Source organism: Piscirickettsia litoralis, assembly GCF_001720395.1.
Classification (GTDB): domain Bacteria; phylum Pseudomonadota; class Gammaproteobacteria; order Piscirickettsiales; family Piscirickettsiaceae; genus Piscirickettsia; species Piscirickettsia litoralis.
Genome location: NZ_MDTU01000002.1, coordinates 69,188 through 71,107, shown reverse-complemented (window position 1 = coordinate 71,107; position 1,920 = coordinate 69,188). Strand labels below are relative to the sequence as shown.

Genomic DNA, 1,920 nt, shown 5'->3' with positions numbered 1-1,920 from the left:
CTTTACACTCTAGATTGCATTGTATTACCCGGTATGCGCTTATAGCGCTGTATTCCAAGTTCAGAGTAATTTTTTCTGCCAGCCTGAGTTCGGAGCTTTGAAGTAAGAGACTGATACGCTACCATATTGATTTTGCTTGAGTTTAATATGGATATAACACATCAGCTGACTTCTATTTTTTGACCATGATACACCTCATTGAGAGTCAACACTATCTCATAAATGTGTATCCACTAAATCGGGGTAAGATCACCCTGTACTTGACTCCTCGTCGCTCGTATCTTCTGTGGGAGGTTCTTTGAGACTATTAGATACTAATGGCGTATTATCACTTATTTTTTTATTTTTAATACGCTTTGCATAGTGTGCGTAAATATCGTCAGTATCTCCATATTTGCTTTCCATAAAATTTTTCCAATAGTATTCATTAATATTGAGCAATGCTCTAGCCTTATCAAAATATACCCTTGCTGCTGCAGATGCATTAGTATCTGCATTAAGATTAATAAACCTGTGGTGGCGCATTGCTGCTATGGCATCTTTAATTAACCTAGTGAGAACACTATCAGTCAACCTATTCATCCTTTCAATTTTATCTTTAAAATATTTTGCAATTATTTTTTTCTTTGAGCCACCTGTTTTCTTTGCAGCTTCATCAAGACCATATATTAAAAGAATTTTAACTATAGATAAAATACCAGGTTCTTTCATTAATGCATCAATATGTACCTCTTTTCCAAGACCAAGATTTTCGAGAGTCAAAAAAAATCAGTTTTGTGTGTTTCAAAAAAACTTAATTAAGTTGGGGTCTTGAAGTAATTTTTCAATATATATCTTTTTATTGAGCCTCATTTTATTTAACCTTAATAAGGCAAATCTATTTCTTGTAATGTCACGTATTATTGGTGGTACTTCAATAACTTTTTTTATATAATCTTTTTGATTTAACCCTAATAGATTAAGTTTATAGAACTTAGTTAAGTGCCTTCTTAATACTTCTAATGAATCTGGATCATCAACTACTTGCTGAAGATACCCTAAAGAGTAAAGGTCCAGCTCTCTTAATGAGCGAAGAATTTTCTGAAATTTATCAATATTATTAACTATGTTATTTATATTCACATGACAATCAAAATTCAACTCATTAATTTCCCAAAAAAGATTTTTATTTCTCTTAAGGGTGTTAATCGATTCAGGATAGTTTATTATTTGTAACACATATGCTTTTCTATCTAAATTAATTTTTTCTAGATTAAAATAATTTTTATTAAATTCATATATATTTTTATGTAAGTCTTTAAATTTAAATTTTGATAAAGAAAATTTATAGAGTATCATAACACCCATTATATGATCAAGATCGGTTACTACAAAATCATCTGATCCTGTGAACAGTATACTGTGTTTATGAGGCACAATAAAAGGGTTCTCAATAGGACGTTCTTCTTCATCCATATCATAATCTGGATCAAGTTTCACTCCTTCAGGACATATAGTTCTAGCCAAAGAGAAATTATCTACCTTAACTTTATCGAAACTATCAAAATCATTAGGCTGATAGTATTTAGTACCACCTCGAATTTTCTCAAAAGGATTTAATTTTTCTGACATTCCGAAATCAATAAGATGAACTTCGCCCTTATGATCAACGCAAATATTGTCTGGTTTTATATCTAAATGAGCATATTTTGTTCCTGATCTAGAGCTTTTCCCTGTATGTAGCTCATGGACTTTTAGAAATTTTTAGTGCTAAGTCATATCGTTGACTATTTGACAATCTATTCCTTTTTAAAAAAGAATAAAGACTTTTGCCTAAATACTTCATAGCGACAATTTCTTTTTCTTGATTTTTATATTTATTTTCTTCGTCTTTGACTCTACCTACACGTTTAGCTTCCCCTTGAAAAATATCAAGATCCT

At 30.7% G+C, this 1,920-nt stretch carries 3 protein-coding genes; all 3 read right to left on the bottom strand.

The window, feature by feature from the left end:
- Positions 1 to 249: 249 nt before the first annotated feature.
- On the bottom strand, positions 250 to 762 hold the full coding sequence (locus BGC07_RS15315) for a hypothetical protein (protein WP_069313950.1): 513 nt from the start codon (positions 760 to 762) through the stop codon (positions 250 to 252).
- Between the two features lie 21 nt (positions 763 to 783).
- A complete protein-coding gene (locus tag BGC07_RS15310; RefSeq protein WP_069313949.1) occupies positions 784 to 1,611 on the bottom strand; it encodes a hypothetical protein in 828 nt (275 codons plus the stop codon).
- 112 nt (positions 1,612 to 1,723) lie between these two features.
- Positions 1,724 to 1,920, bottom strand: a 197-nt coding sequence (locus tag BGC07_RS20845) for a hypothetical protein (protein ID WP_158006978.1), incomplete at its 5' end; no start/stop codon positions are given.

Coding starts and splice junctions, on each gene's coding strand:
- BGC07_RS15310 (WP_069313949.1), bottom strand. CDS start 1,611: ATGTCAGAAAAATTAAATCCTTTTGAGAAAATTCGAGGTGGTACTAAA.